Raw genomic sequence first — 13,224 nt, forward strand, 5'->3', positions numbered from 1 at the left:
TCATTGAGTTAACTGGTGGTAGAAAGGAGCAGCATGATTTACCTGATTATTGGAATATTAATCCTGCTTTTCTATGTATTTGCCATTCCAACTAGTATTAAGGGAACACTGAATGTCTTGACATTTGTACTTTTGCTGGTTGCCTTGATCATTTTGCTTGCTTTGGCAATTTTTCAAATTTTTAAATTGCCTGGAGAATTATTTGTGAGTATCTTTTTGATTATTATTACAGTGTGGGCCTTGATGGACATCGAGCGTCTAGTACCATCTCAGAAATCAAAAGAACTTTAAACTCATAAACTATAAGGAAGGAATTAGGATTCCAAAGTTCGTGTAGACTTTCGGTAGCCTAATTCCTTTTGTTTATCTAAAGCGAGATCCTTCGATGGTGGCTTTGGCTGAGTAGAAATATAATACAGTTACCGATGTTTTTCATTTAAAGAAGGCCCGATTCTTTTGAATGTTGTTGACCATCAGTGAGTAGGTCAGGTTTGATAAGGCACTGGCAATTAAATGTTTTGGATAGTTATTGCTTGTATAAATAGGTTTTTCAAAGGTTTCAAATAGAATAATATTTCTTCTTATTTATTGAAAGCTGATAACAGTTAAAATAAAAGGCTGATATGACTTTTTTATTTTCGCAAAAAAAGGTAAAATAGAAGGTAGTATGAATGAAGAGGTACATGATGAAGACTATTTCAAAATTTGCCAATAAGAAAGTTTTGGTGTTGGGTTTAGCTAAATCAGGGGAGTCAGCTGCCCGCCTTTTGGATAAACTGGGAGCGATTGTGACGGTCAATGACGGCAAGCCTTTCGAGGAAAATCCGGCTGCCCAATCTTTGCTGGAAGAAGGAATTAAGGTCATAACTGGTGGTCATCCTCTGGAACTGTTGGATGAAGATTTTGAATGGATGGTGAAAAATCCAGGCATTCCTTACAACAATCCTATGGTCATGAGGGCTTTGGAAAAGCAGATTCCCGTTATTACCGAAGTGGAGCTAGCCTATCTGATTTCGGATGCACCGATTATCGGGATTACTGGCTCCAATGGAAAAACGACTACGACAACCATGATTGCGGAAGTGCTAACAGCAGGCGGACAAAATGGCCTCTTGTCAGGAAATATCGGATTTCCAGCTAGTCAAGTTGCCCAAGATGCGGGTGAAACAGACACATTGGTCATGGAACTTTCTTCTTTCCAACTAATGGGAATCGAAGCCTTCCATCCAGAAATAGCGGTCATTACAAATCTGATGCCGACGCATCTGGACTATCACGGCTCTTTTGAGGAATATGTGGCGGCCAAGTGGAATATCCAAAAAAATATGACAGCTTCTGACTATGTCGTGTTGAATTTCAATCAAGACTTGGCGAAAGAATTGGCTAAGAAGACGGCTGCCAAAGTGCTTCCTTTTTCGACTAAAGAAAAGGTCGATGGAGCTTACTTGGACGGCGATGTGCTGACTTTCCGTGGGGAAGCCATTATGAAAGCTTCTGAACTAGGCGTGCCTGGTAGCCATAATGTAGAAAATGCTCTAGCAACCATTGCAGTAGCCAAACTTCGTGGGATTGACAATCAAGTTATTAGAGAAACTCTGGCTCATTTTGGAGGTGTCAAGCATCGTCTCCAGTATGTGGGCGAAATCAATCAAGTCAAATTTTACAATGACAGTAAATCAACTAATATTTTAGCGACACAAAAAGCTTTATCAGGCTTTGACAATAGCAAGGTCATTCTGATTGCTGGTGGTTTGGATCGTGGCAATGAATTTGATGAATTGGTGCCAGATATCAAGGGTCTGAAAAAGATGGTGATTTTAGGAGAATCAGCTGCGCGTGTTAAGCGGGCTGCGGATCAGGCAGAGGTAAGTTATCTGGACGCTTCAGATATCAGAGATGCTACTCGTAAAGCCTTTTCTGTGGCGGAGCCTGGGGATGTTGTCCTTCTCAGTCCAGCCAATGCCAGCTGGGATATGTATAAGAATTTTGAAGTGCGGGGCGATGAATTCCTTGCCGTGTTTAAAGAATTAAAGGAATAAAATGAAAAAAATAGTATTTACAGGCGGAGGGACAGTTGGTCATGTGACCCTCAATCTTTTGCTGATGCCTAAATTTATTGAGGAGGGCTGGGAAGTCCATTATATCGGTGACCGCCATGGGATTGAGTACAAGGAAATTCAGAAATCAGGTCTACCTGTTGTTTTCCATTCGATTGCAACTGGCAAGCTCCGTCGCTATTTTTCTTGGCAGAATCTCTGGGATGTTTTCAAAGTGGCAGGTGGGATTCTCCAGTCGCTGGGCATCATGTTGAGAGTACGTCCAAAAGCCCTATTTTCAAAAGGAGGCTTTGTGTCTGTTCCGCCAGTGATTGCTGCGAAGGTGACGGGCGTTCCAGTCTTTATCCATGAGTCTGACTTGTCGCTTGGTTTGGCCAATAAAATCGGTTATAAATGCGCGACAAAGATGTTCACGACTTTTGAGCAAGCTGAAGGACTGAGCAAGGCTGAACATGTTGGAGCGGTGACCAAGATTGCGGCCCTCCCTCAAACGGAACCAGCTGAGATTGAGAAAATCAAGGCTCATTTCACAGAAGGAAAACCTATCTTGCTCTTTGTTGGTGGCTCAGGAGGAGCGAAAGTCTTCAATGATTTTATTACAAAAAATAAGGATCGCTTGATTGAAAAATATAATATTATCAATCTGACAGGCGATGCCAGCTTGGATGAGCTTTCCCATCGTATCTACCGGGTGTCCTATGTAACAGATCTGTATCAGCCACTGATGGCTATGGCAGATGTCGTCGTGACACGAGGTGGTTCCAATACTATTTTTGAATTACTGGCGATGAAGAAGTTGCAAGTAATTGTACCTTTGGGGCTGGGGGCAAGTCGAGGAGATCAGATTGAAAATGCCAATTACTTCTTGGAAAAAGGCTATGCGCTTAAAATCAATGAAGAAAACTTGAATCGGGTCAATCTCCAAGTAGCAGTGGATGATTTACTAAGAGAAAAGGATGCTTATTATCAACGAATGGAAAAAGCGCCGGAATTAAAATCTGTAGATGATTTTTATGAAATTTTGAAGCAAGATATTAACAAAGGGAAAAAATGAAAAAAAGCAAGGAAGACAAGCAAGAAACGGCTCAACTTTCTCTTTCTGAATGGCAAGTCAGAAACAAAGAGTATCTTGAGAAAAAAGCTCAAGAAAAGGCAAAAAAGCAAGCTGAGTTAGAGAAAAAAAGAGCTGAACTAGAGCAGAAAAAAGAAGAAATGAAGGCGGAACTGGAAAATCAGGAGCCTTCTAACGAAGAGGATACTGTCTCCGAAGAAATTGACACAGACTCTCCTACAAGTGAGGAAGAAGATGCAGTTCAAGATTCTGAAAGTGAATCTGAAGTTGAGGAGCAAGAGGAAGTCCAAAAACAAGAAGAAGAGCAAGAGGAAGAAGTAGAGCAGGTTGAGTTTTCAAAAGTTCCAATTGAGAAAATTCATTGGTATCGAGCTTTGCCAGTTTTAGTGACAAGCTCCCTAGTTTTTTTAGCTTCCCTTTATTTTCTCACACCGCTTGCAACTATGAAGACCATTGAATTTACTGGGAACAAGGTTGTGAGTCAGGAAGAACTAAGAAGCAGTAGCAAAATCGATCAGCGCGATTACACTGTCACTGTTTACAAAAATCGCCATCATTATGAGCAAAATCTGAAAGCTTCCAGCCCCTGGATTGAAAATGTAGAAATGACCTATCAATTCCCACTGACTTTCAAAATCGATGTTCAGGAATATGGCATTTTAGGTTATTTGCAGAAAGATTCTAAGTATTATCCTATTTTAACGAGTGGAGAATACGTAAAAAATGAGGTTGTGGCTGATGCCTTGCCCGAAGAGCGGATGGATGTGACCTTTTCGGATGCAGGCTTGATCAAGGAATTCGTTCAACAACTGAAGAATGTTCCTGATTCGATCAAAAAAAGTATGAGAAGGGTTGATTTAACTCCTAGCAAGGTGACAGAAGATTTAGTGACCATCACCATGTCTGATGAACACCAAATTTTAGTTCCAATTTCTCATATTGCTAAGAAACTTCCCTACTATGAAGGAATTCATCCTCAGTTGGAAGTGCCAAGCGTGATCGATATGGAGGCTGGTATTTTTAGCTATGCGCAAGGCACAGAAAATGAAGTTATCCATGAAGCTAGTAAAGATGCGCAAGATACAGAATCTTCAACTCAACATGCAGAGCAATCTACCGAGCATCCTGCTCAATCTCAGGCAGAAAAGCCAGAGATTTCTGAAAATAACTAATTATTATAGATAAAAAACTGCGCCAATTTCGTATTTTTATGATATAATAAAGTTTGGATAACCCTATTTTCTAGAGTTATTTGTATTAGAATGGAAACGTGGAAGACAGAGAGGACTGATGTAATGGCTAGAGATGGCTTTTTTACTGGATTAGATATAGGAAGTAGCACAATTAAAGTGTTGGTGGCAGAGCACATCAACGGTGAAATGAATGTTATTGGAGTCAGCAATGCAAAGAGTGCTGGCGTTAAAGATGGGATTATTGTCGATATTGAAGCAGCAGCAGCGGCTATTAAGTCAGCAATTTCTCAAGCAGAAGAAAAAGCGGGGATTTCAATTGGACTAGTGAATGTTGGCTTGCCTGCAAATTTACTGCAAATTGAGCCAACTCAAGGAATGATTCCTGTGACTAGTGACTCCAAAGAAATTACCGATGAAGATGTCGAGAGCGTGGTAAGATCTGCCTTGACCAAGAGCATGACTCCTGACCGTGAAGTAATTACCTTCATTCCAGAAGAGTTTGTTGTTGATGGCTTCCAAGGGATCCGTGATCCTCGTGGTATGATGGGGATTCGCCTAGAAATGCGCGGCCTACTCTACACTGGTCCTCGTACAATCCTGCATAATCTTCGTAAAACAGTAGAGCGTGCAGGAGTGAAATTGGAGAATATTATCATTTCTCCTTTAGCGATGACAAAATCCATCTTGAACGAAGGAGAACGGGAGTTTGGCGCGACAGTCATTGATATGGGTGGCGGACAAACTACAGTTGCTTCTGTAAAAAATCAAGAATTACAATTTACCAATATCTATCAAGAAGGCGGCGACTATGTCACAAAAGACATTTCAAAAGTCTTGAAAACTTCTCAGAAATTGGCAGAAAGCTTGAAATTTAACTATGGTGTAGCTTATGTACCATTTGCAGGCACAGAATCTTTCCCAGTTGAAGTCATCGGGGAAGTTAATCCAGTTGAAATAACAGAAGCCTATCTAGCTGAAATCATCTCTGCTCGTATCAAACATGTTTTTGAACAAATCAAGCAAGATTTAGATAGAAGACACGTGTTAGATCTTCCTGGTGGTATCGTCATCGTTGGTGGTGGAGCGATCTTGCCTGGCGTTGTAGAATTAGCTCAGGAAGTATTTGGCGTTCACGCTAAATTATATGTACCAAATCAAATCGGTATCCGTAATCCAGCTTTTGCCCACGTGATTAGTCTTTCAGAGTATGCTGGCAATCTGACCGAAGTGGATCGAATTGCACAAGCTGCTGTTCGTGGAGACGAGCAGTTGCGTCATCAAGCAACTAGCTTTGAACGTCCAAGTCATAGAGTACCTCGCTTTGATCATCAGCCGGTTGAACCGGTTCAACCAGTTCAAGAGGTGGAACCAGAAGTTGCACCGCTTAGAAATGAAGTACCACAAGAGGAACCAAAAGCTAGTCTTACAGATAAGATGCGCAATTTAATTGGGAATATGTTTGAGTAAGGAGAATAAATAGATTATGACATTTTCATTTGATGCGGCTGCAGCACAAGGCGCAGTCATTAAAGTAATTGGTGTCGGCGGTGGCGGCGGAAACGCTATTAACCGTATGATCGATGAAGGTCTTGCTGGCGTAGAATTTATCGCAGCAAATACAGATGTGCAAGCACTTAGCAGTGCAAAAGCAGAAACAGTTATCCAGCTTGGTCCTAAGTTGACTCGTGGTCTGGGTGCAGGAGGTCAACCTGAGGTTGGTCGTAAAGCAGCTGAAGAAAGCGAAGAAGTCTTGACAGAAGCCCTTCAAGGAGCAGACATGGTCTTTATCACTGCTGGTATGGGTGGTGGCTCTGGTACAGGTGCTGCACCAGTTATTGCCCGCATCGCTAAATCAGTAGGCGCCCTAACTGTAGCAGTTGTAACTCGTCCATTTGGATTTGAAGGAAACAAACGTGGTAATTTTGCCGTTGAAGGAATCAACGAACTGCGTGAACATGTAGATACTCTTTTGATCATTTCAAACAACAACCTTTTGGAAATTGTTGACAAGAAAACTCCGCTTCTGGAAGCCTTGAGTGAAGCTGATAACGTATTGCGCCAAGGGGTTCAGGGTATTACTGACTTGATTACTAGTCCTGGCTTGATCAACCTTGACTTTGCAGACGTGAAGACTGTTATGGAAAACAAAGGTAATGCTTTGATGGGTATCGGTATCGGAAGCGGTGAAGAACGTGTTATTGAAGCAGCTCGCAAAGCTATCTACTCTCCACTTCTTGAGACAACTATTGATGGTGCAGAAGACGTGATCGTCAACGTTACTGGTGGCCTAGATATGACCTTGATTGAAGCAGAAGAAGCTTCTGAAATCGTTAATCAAGCAGCTGGTCATGGTGTCAACATCTGGCTCGGTACTTCTATTGATGAATCTATGAAGGATGAAATCCGTGTGACTGTTGTTGCAACAGGTGTTAAAGAGGATAAGGTTGATAAGGTAAGTGGATTGCAAGGCGTTAAACCTGCGAGTCGAGCTGAGCAAGTACGCTCAGCACAATCATCTGCTCATTATGATCGAAACTTCGATATGGCAGAAACAAGAGAAATGCCAGCTCCTTCTCATCGCTCAACTGTAGAAACTTCTAGAGCTTCAGCCTTTGGAGATTGGGATTTACGTCGTGAATCAATCGTTCGTCAAGCAGAACCTGTGCCTTCTAGCCGTGTAGAGCGCTTTACAGATATTAAGGAAGAAGATGACGAACTTGAAACACCGCCATTCTTTAGAAATCGCTAATTAAATGGATTTTCAAGCAAATAAAGATTTAATTTTTCAAAATGTTGCTCAAATAGTTGAAAAAGAAAATCGATTGAAGGACTCCGTAAACATTATTGCGGTTACCAAATATGTTGACTGTGAAACAGCGAAAAAACTCGTGGATACAGGAATCAAACATATTGGAGAAAATCGAGTAGATAAGTTTCTTGAAAAATATCATGCTTTAAAGGAAGAAAACCTTACCTGGCATTTAATTGGTAGTTTGCAGAGAAGAAAAGTGAAAGATGTGATCAACTATGTTGATTATTTCCATGCTTTAGACTCTGTCAAATTGGCTCAAGAAATCAATAAGCGAGCAGATCATGTGATTAATTGTTTCTTGCAAGTCAATATTTCAAAAGAAGAAAGCAAGCACGGTTTTTTAGTTGAAGAACTAGATAGTGTTTTACCAGAGCTTGCAGTCTTAGAAAATATTTGCATTGTTGGCCTGATGACCATGGCTCCACTCGAAGCTGATCATCAAGAGCTGAATCAGATTTTTTCAGAGGCACATCAGCTTCAATTAAACTTACAAAGCAAACAGTTAAAAAACATGCCCTTTTCTGATTTGAGTATGGGAATGAGCCGTGATTATCCAGAAGCGATTGCCAACGGCTCAACCTATGTCAGAATCGGAACAGCATTTTTTAAATAGGAAAGAACTATGTCATTTAAAGATAAATTTGATAAATTTATAGAATACTTTACAGAAGATGGAGAGAAGTCTGACTTACCAGTACAGCCTTCAGATGAATCTGATTCTGTTTTGAAGCCTGCAGAGATCGAGCCAGTTCCGGCTGCATCAGCAAAGGAAAACGCACGTACTCGTTCAGCTTCTTCACAAGTCCAACAAAAGCCTACAACAGAAAATATTACTAGATTGCATGCTCGCCAACAAGAACTGGCTCAGCATCGAGTGAAATCTAGTGAGAAGGTTACGATTGATGTTCGCTATCCTAAAAAATATGAGGAAGCAACAGAGGTTGTTGATTTACTTGTGGCGAATGAGAGTATCTTAATTGATTTTCAATATATGACAGAGGTACAAGCAAGACGTTGCTTGGATTATCTTGATGGGGCACGCTATGTTTTGGCTGGGAACTTGAGAAAAGTTGCTAGTACCATGTACTTGCTCACTCCAATCAATGTTGTCGTCAATGTAGAAGATATTCGCCTTCCAAACGATGTGGATCTGAGTGAATACGATTTTGATATGAAACGCAGCAGATAATTAATGATTTACTTTATTTTAAAATTAGTTTCTAATCTAATTGATCTTTACTCCCTTCTCGTCTTCGTCTATGCACTCTTGTCTTGGTTCCCTGGAGCTTACCAAACAGCCCTAGGAAGGCTTGTCGGTTCTCTGGTTGAACCATTTTTGCGTTTGTTCCGCAGGTTGCCTTTGCAGTTTGGTAGATTAGACTTTACCGTTCTGGTGGCACTTTTTGCCTTGAGAGTGCTTGATACCTTATTTTTACACTTCCTCGCTTCCTTGTTATTGCTATGGTAAACAAGATCTATCAGCATTATTCTCAGGATGATCAAGATTTTCTGGATAAAAGCATGGAATTGCTTCAAAGAGTAGAAAATCAATATAGCTATGAGACGACTGCTTTTTTGAATCCTCATCAGGTCAATATTCTCAAAAATTTGAGTAAGCAATATGATGTGCAAATATTTGCTAGTTCAGATTATTTTCCAAGTGAGTTTGCTAAAGTGTTGATTGCACCTAGCTATTATCAATTAGAACTCGAAGATTTTGGTGTGGTCTTGCTAGAGATTACCTATGCAAGTAAGTTCTACAAGGTAACTCATTCACAAATTATGGGAACTCTTTTGCATCAGCTAGGGATTGAGAGGCGGACGTTTGGCGATATTATCGTCGTGGATGACCGTGCACAAGTATTTGTGGATAGAAGACTAGAAGAATATTTCGTTACGAATGTTTCTAAAATAGCTAAAGTTCCAGTTCGGCTAAGAAGAGTTGATTTCAGAAATCGGTTACAAGACGCACCGGCGACTAAAACAACAGATGTTCTGGTCTCTAGTCTCAGATTGGATAAGCTGGTAGCGACAGTGTTTAAGTTATCACGTAGTCAAGCTGTGGAACTAATCATGGGGAAGCAGGTGAAGCAGAACTACAGAACCATTGATAATCCTAGCCAACAGCTCTCTCTGGGGGATTTGATTAGCGTTAGGAAATATGGAAGATTTAAGATTTTAACAGAAAATGGTTTTTCCAAAAACGGGAAGCATAAACTAACAGTTGAATTATTACCTAGCAAATAAGGAGGAAATATGGCACTAACATCATTAGATATTAGAGATAAAGCTTTTTCGACCAAATTTAGAGGGTATGATATTGATGAAGTTGAGGAATTTCTTGATATCATTGTCAATGATTATGAGGAGCTAATCCGCGAGAATCATGAGAAAGAAGCAAAAATCCGCAATCTTGAAGAGCGCCTAATTTATTTTGATGAAATGAAAGATTCGCTTAGTCAGTCCGTTTTGATTGCGCAAGACACAGCAGAGCGGGTCAAACAAGCAGCGCAGGAACGTTCAGGAAATATTGTGCAGCAAGCAGAGCAAGATGCGCAACGTTTATTAGATAGAGCCAAGTATAAGGCAAATGATATTCTTCGTCAGGCTACAGATAACGCCAAAAGAGTAGCTGTTGAGACAGAAGAATTGAAAAATAAAACGCGTGTCTTCCATCAGCGTCTCAAATCGACAATTGAAAGTCAACTAAGTATTGTTGATTCTCAAGATTGGGAAGACATTCTTCGTCCGACTGCTACCTATCTCCAAACCAGTGATGAAGCCTTTAAAGTAGTGGTTGAAGAAGCGCTTGGTGAAAAAATAGAGCTTGAGGAAGAAGTAGATGTTACTCGTCAATTCTCACCTGAGGAAATAGCTGAATTGCAAGAGCGAATTGAGCAAGCAAATCGAGAATTGGCAGAAACACAGACGCTTCAGACCATAGATGAAGAGTTGATCCAAGCACAACAGAAAGAAATTTTAGAATCAGTAAAACGTTCAGAATCGGATGAAGATTCTAAAGTTCCAGTAGATCTTTTATAATAAGTGCAGAAACACAAATCAGACAGAATATTTTCAGCGAGCAGGTGGTGGTGAGAGACCTGTAATCCCTTTTGTTTGATTTATCATTCTGCTTGATCGTTTCTGAATTGAGTAAGAAACGACGTTTGCCTACGTTACGGGCTAAGAGGGACAGGCTTTTTCCTGTCTAAACAAAGGTGGTACCACGAATTTTCGTCCTTTCGGAGAAGTTTGTGGTTTTTTATTTTGAAAATTATGATGAAACAAGGAGACTAAATGAAACTCAAAGAAACCCTGAATCTTGGGAAAACTGCATTTCCAATGCGTGCTGGACTTCCTACTAAAGAACCAATCTGGCAAAAAGAATGGGAAGAAGCACAACTTTACCAACGCCGTCAAGAATTGAACCAAGGAAAACCACATTTCACCTTGCATGATGGCCCTCCGTATGCAAACGGAAATATCCACGTTGGACACGCGATGAACAAGATTTCTAAAGATATTATTGTTCGTTCAAAATCAATGTCAGGATTTTATGCGCCTTACATCCCAGGTTGGGATACACATGGTCTGCCAATCGAGCAAGTCTTGGCAAAACAAGGCGTGAAACGTAAAGAAATGGACTTGGTTGAGTACTTGAAACTTTGCCGCGAGTACGCTCTTTCTCAAGTAGATAAACAACGAGAAGACTTTAAACGTTTGGGTGTTTCTGGTGACTGGGAAAATCCTTATGTGACCTTGACTCCAGACTATGAAGCGGCTCAAATCCGTGTCTTTGGTGAAATGGCTAAGAAAGGCTATATCTACCGTGGTGCCAAACCAGTTTACTGGTCATGGTCTTCTGAGTCAGCCCTTGCAGAAGCAGAAATTGAATACCATGACTTGCTTTCAACTTCCCTTTATTATGCCAATCCAGTTAAAGATGGCAAAGGCGTTCTAGATACAGATACCTACATCGTCGTATGGACCACTACGCCATTTACCATCACAGCTTCTCGTGGTTTGACGGTTGGAGCGGATATTGACTACGTAGTTATTCAACCTGCTGGCGAAGCTCGTAAGTTTGTAGTTGCTGCAGAATTGTTGAACAGCTTGTCTGAGAAATTTGGCTGGGTTGATGTGCAAGTCTTGGCGACCTACCGTGGTCAAGAATTGAACCACATCGTGACAAAGCACCCATGGGATACAGCAGTAGATGAGTTGGTGATCCTTGGTGACCACGTTACGACAGACTCTGGTACAGGTATCGTCCATACAGCGCCTGGTTTTGGTGAGGATGACTACAATGTTGGTGTTGCCAACGGTCTTGAAGTTGCTGTAACAGTTAACGAACGCGGGATTATGATGGCCAATGCAGGTGCTGAGTTCGAAGGTCAATTCTACGACAAGGTTGTACCAACTGTTATCGAGAAACTTGGTAATCTTCTCCTTGCCCAAGAAGAAATCTCTCACTCATATCCATTTGACTGGCGTACCAAGAAACCAATCATCTGGCGCGCTGTTCCACAATGGTTTGCCTCAGTTTCAAAATTCCGCCAAGAAATCTTGGATGAAATTGAAAAAGTGAAATTCCATTCAGAATGGGGTAAAGTGCGCCTTTACAATATGATTCGTGACCGTGGCGACTGGGTTATCTCTCGTCAACGTGCTTGGGGAGTTCCACTTCCTATCTTCTATGCAGAAGACGGTACAGCTATCATGACTGCTGAGACTATTGAACATGTGGCTCAACTCTTTGAGGAATACGGTTCTATCATCTGGTGGGAACGTGATGCCAAAGACCTCTTGCCAGAAGGATTTAGCCACCCAGGTTCACCAAATGGCGAGTTCAAGAAAGAAACAGACATCATGGACGTATGGTTTGATTCAGGTTCATCATGGAATGGTGTTTTGGTAAATCGTCCAAATCTGACTTATCCAGCTGACCTTTATCTTGAAGGTTCTGACCAATACCGTGGTTGGTTCAACTCATCACTCATCACATCTGTTGCTAACCATGGCGTAGCGCCATACAAGCAAATCTTGTCTCAAGGTTTCACATTAGATGGTAAAGGTGAGAAGATGTCTAAATCTCTTGGAAATACCATTGCTCCAAGTGATGTTGAAAAACAATTTGGTGCGGAAATCTTGCGTCTCTGGGTAACAAGTGTTGACTCAAGCAACGACGTGCGTATCTCTATGGATATCTTGAGCCAAGTTTCTGAAACTTACCGTAAGATTCGCAACACTCTTCGTTTCTTAATTGCTAATACCTCTGACTTTAACCCAGCTCAAGATGCAGTAGCTTACGATGAGCTTCGTTCCGTTGATAAGTACATGACTATTCGCTTTAACCAGCTTGTTAAGACCATTCTTGATGCTTATGCTAACTTTGAATTCTTGACAATCTACAAGGCTTTGGTAAACTTTATCAACGTTGATTTGTCAGCCTTCTACCTTGACTTTGCCAAAGATGTTGTCTACATTGAAGGTGCCAAATCACTCGAACGCCGTCAAATGCAGACTGTATTCTATGACATTCTTGTAAAAATCACTAAACTCTTGACACCAATCCTTCCTCACACTGCGGAAGAAATCTGGTCATATCTTGAGTTTGAAGCTGAAGACTTTGTTCAGTTGTCAGAATTGCCAGAAGCACAGACTTTCCCAAATCAAGAAGAAATCTTGGACACTTGGTCTGCCTTTATGGACTTCCGCAGTCAGGCTCAGAAAGCCTTGGAAGAAGCCCGCAATGAAAAGGTTATTGGGAAATCACTAGAAGCACACCTGACCGTCTATCCAAATGAAGTGGTGAAAACTCTTCTTGGAGCAGTAGACAGCAATGTAGCTCAACTTTTGATCGTGTCAGAATTGACCATCGCAGAGGGAGTAGCTCCAGAAGGTGCAGTTAGCTTTGAGGATGTTGCCTTCACAGTTGAACGCGCTGCAGGTGAAGTTTGTGACCGTTGCCGTCGTATCGATCCAACTACTGCTGAACGCAGTTACCATGCAGTTATCTGTGACCACTGTGCAAGCATCGTAGAAGAAAACTTTGCGGATGCAGTCGCTCAAGGGTTTGAAGAAAAATAA

11 protein-coding genes, 1 pseudogene and 1 other annotated feature are annotated in these 13,224 nt (G+C 41.3%); all 12 genes and pseudogenes read left to right on the forward strand.

All coding sequences use genetic code 11. The features are described 5' to 3' along the window. Positions 1 to 33 precede the first annotated feature (33 nt). The 12 genes and pseudogenes from D8791_RS03345 to ileS all read left to right on the forward strand — a co-directional run bounded on the left by D8791_RS03345 (position 34) and on the right by ileS (position 13,224). Positions 34 to 291, forward strand: coding sequence for a DUF3165 family protein (locus D8791_RS03345; protein ID WP_005590808.1), 258 nt, complete (start codon positions 34 to 36; stop codon positions 289 to 291). Between the two features lie 395 nt (positions 292 to 686). After that, a complete protein-coding gene (gene murD, locus D8791_RS03350; RefSeq protein WP_125380459.1) occupies positions 687 to 2,039 on the forward strand; it encodes a UDP-N-acetylmuramoyl-L-alanine--D-glutamate ligase in 1,353 nt (450 codons plus the stop codon). 1 nt (position 2,040) lies between these two features. Next, positions 2,041 to 3,111: a UDP-N-acetylglucosamine--N-acetylmuramyl-(pentapeptide) pyrophosphoryl-undecaprenol N-acetylglucosamine transferase gene (locus tag D8791_RS03355; RefSeq protein ID WP_125446242.1), complete on the forward strand. Its 1,071-nt coding sequence runs from the start codon at positions 2,041 to 2,043 to the stop codon at positions 3,109 to 3,111. Then, entirely contained in the window at positions 3,108 to 4,301 is a 1,194-nt protein-coding gene (locus D8791_RS03360) for a cell division protein FtsQ/DivIB (RefSeq protein WP_125446243.1), read from the forward strand. The genes D8791_RS03355 and D8791_RS03360 overlap by 4 nt, the downstream gene beginning before the upstream one ends. Before the next feature lie 123 nt (positions 4,302 to 4,424). Beyond that, complete coding sequence (gene ftsA / locus D8791_RS03365) at positions 4,425 to 5,789, forward strand: cell division protein FtsA (protein WP_125446287.1); 1,365 nt, start codon at positions 4,425 to 4,427, stop codon at positions 5,787 to 5,789. A 16-nt stretch (positions 5,790 to 5,805) separates the two neighbouring features. Beyond that, positions 5,806 to 7,071: a cell division protein FtsZ gene (ftsZ, locus tag D8791_RS03370; protein ID WP_125371315.1), complete on the forward strand. Its 1,266-nt coding sequence runs from the start codon at positions 5,806 to 5,808 to the stop codon at positions 7,069 to 7,071. Between the two features lie 4 nt (positions 7,072 to 7,075). Beyond that, positions 7,076 to 7,747 (forward strand): YggS family pyridoxal phosphate-dependent enzyme, encoded by a 672-nt coding sequence (locus D8791_RS03375; RefSeq protein WP_125380417.1) that lies wholly within the window; start codon positions 7,076 to 7,078, stop codon positions 7,745 to 7,747. 207 nt (positions 7,748 to 7,954) lie between these two features. After that, positions 7,955 to 8,323: pseudogene (locus D8791_RS03380) on the forward strand (cell division protein SepF); the annotation flags it as partial. Between the two features lie 3 nt (positions 8,324 to 8,326). After that, positions 8,327 to 8,602, forward strand: a complete 276-nt coding sequence (locus D8791_RS03385; RefSeq protein WP_061910824.1) for a YggT family protein — start codon at positions 8,327 to 8,329, stop codon at positions 8,600 to 8,602. Further along, the gene (locus D8791_RS03390) at positions 8,596 to 9,381 is read left to right on the forward strand and encodes a YlmH family RNA-binding protein (RefSeq protein ID WP_125446244.1); all 786 of its coding nucleotides are present in this window, start codon (positions 8,596 to 8,598) and stop codon (positions 9,379 to 9,381) included. Before D8791_RS03385 ends, D8791_RS03390 begins: the two co-directional genes overlap by 7 nt. Before the next feature lie 9 nt (positions 9,382 to 9,390). Next, on the forward strand, positions 9,391 to 10,176 hold the full coding sequence (locus D8791_RS03395; protein WP_125382407.1) for a DivIVA domain-containing protein: 786 nt from the start codon (positions 9,391 to 9,393) through the stop codon (positions 10,174 to 10,176). Then, positions 10,176 to 10,379 (forward strand) — a binding site (T-box leader). (Overlaps the previous gene by 1 nt.) Positions 10,380 to 10,431: 52 nt before the next feature. Continuing rightward, on the forward strand, positions 10,432 to 13,224 hold the full coding sequence (gene ileS, locus D8791_RS03400; RefSeq protein WP_125446245.1) for an isoleucine--tRNA ligase: 2,793 nt from the start codon (positions 10,432 to 10,434) through the stop codon (positions 13,222 to 13,224).

The sequence above is a fragment of the Streptococcus cristatus genome, from assembly GCF_003943515.1.
GTDB classification, from domain to species: Bacteria; Bacillota; Bacilli; order Lactobacillales; family Streptococcaceae; genus Streptococcus; species Streptococcus cristatus_D.

Coding starts and splice junctions, on each gene's coding strand:
- ileS (WP_125446245.1), top strand. CDS start 10,432: ATGAAACTCAAAGAAACCCTGAATCTTGGGAAAACTGCATTTCCAATG.
- D8791_RS03375 (WP_125380417.1), top strand. CDS start 7,076: ATGGATTTTCAAGCAAATAAAGATTTAATTTTTCAAAATGTTGCTCAA.
- ftsA (WP_125446287.1), top strand. CDS start 4,425: ATGGCTAGAGATGGCTTTTTTACTGGATTAGATATAGGAAGTAGCACA.
- D8791_RS03355 (WP_125446242.1), top strand. CDS start 2,041: ATGAAAAAAATAGTATTTACAGGCGGAGGGACAGTTGGTCATGTGACC.
- D8791_RS03360 (WP_125446243.1), top strand. CDS start 3,108: ATGAAAAAAAGCAAGGAAGACAAGCAAGAAACGGCTCAACTTTCTCTT.
- ftsZ (WP_125371315.1), top strand. CDS start 5,806: ATGACATTTTCATTTGATGCGGCTGCAGCACAAGGCGCAGTCATTAAA.
- D8791_RS03395 (WP_125382407.1), top strand. CDS start 9,391: ATGGCACTAACATCATTAGATATTAGAGATAAAGCTTTTTCGACCAAA.
- murD (WP_125380459.1), top strand. CDS start 687: ATGAAGACTATTTCAAAATTTGCCAATAAGAAAGTTTTGGTGTTGGGT.
- D8791_RS03385 (WP_061910824.1), top strand. CDS start 8,327: ATGATTTACTTTATTTTAAAATTAGTTTCTAATCTAATTGATCTTTAC.
- D8791_RS03390 (WP_125446244.1), top strand. CDS start 8,596: ATGGTAAACAAGATCTATCAGCATTATTCTCAGGATGATCAAGATTTT.
- D8791_RS03345 (WP_005590808.1), top strand. CDS start 34: ATGATTTACCTGATTATTGGAATATTAATCCTGCTTTTCTATGTATTT.